The organism is Pseudoalteromonas sp. Isolate6, assembly GCF_022398435.1.
GTDB classification, from domain to species: Bacteria; Pseudomonadota; Gammaproteobacteria; order Enterobacterales; family Alteromonadaceae; genus Pseudoalteromonas; species Pseudoalteromonas galatheae.
Genome location: NZ_JAKEVK010000413.1, coordinates 1 through 682, shown reverse-complemented (window position 1 = coordinate 682; position 682 = coordinate 1). Strand labels below are relative to the sequence as shown.

Below are 682 nucleotides of genomic sequence, written 5' to 3'. Positions count from 1 at the left end.
CTCGGTTGATTTCTTTTCCTACGGGTACTTAGATGTTTCAGTTCTCCGCGTTCGCCTCGTTAACCTATGTATTCAGTTAACGATACCTGCAAGCAGGTGGGTTTCCCCATTCGGAAATCCTAGTCTCAAGCGCCTCTTACTGGCTTGACTAGGCTTATCGCAAGTTAGTACGTCCTTCATCGCCTCCAACTGCCAAGGCATCCACCGTGTACGCTTAGTCACTTAACCATACAACCCAAAATGGTTTGTATCGTCAAAGACAGTTTAACTTCGCCAGAAGTTAATATTGAATACTAAAGTAGACGCTAATTAATCATCGAAATGATTAATCGGCATTTTCTTTCGAAAACTCGATAAATAACTTTWYGTTATCTATCAGAATTTAATTTTTCAGCTTTTCCAAATTTTTAAAGAGCAATATCACTTAGCCATCAGGCCAAGCAACAATCATCTGTGTGGACACTTCGAACAAATAAGTTCTAAATCGTATAAGGAGGTGATCCAGCCCCAGGTTCCCCTAGGGCTACCTTGTTACGACTTCACCCCAGTCATGAATCACTCCGTGGTGAACGTCCCCCCGAAGGTTAGACTATCCACTTCTGGAGCAACCCACTCCCATGGTGTGACGGGCGGTGTGTACAAGGCCCGGGAACGTATTCACCGCAACATTCTGATTTGCGCG

General features: G+C 44.4%; 2 rRNA genes. Both read right to left on the bottom strand.

Annotated features, from left to right (window positions below):
• A 23S ribosomal RNA gene (locus tag L1D50_RS23225) occupies positions 1 to 228 on the bottom strand; the annotation flags it as partial.
• A 261-nt stretch (positions 229 to 489) separates the two neighbouring features.
• A 16S ribosomal RNA gene (locus L1D50_RS23220) occupies positions 490 to 682 on the bottom strand; the annotation flags it as partial.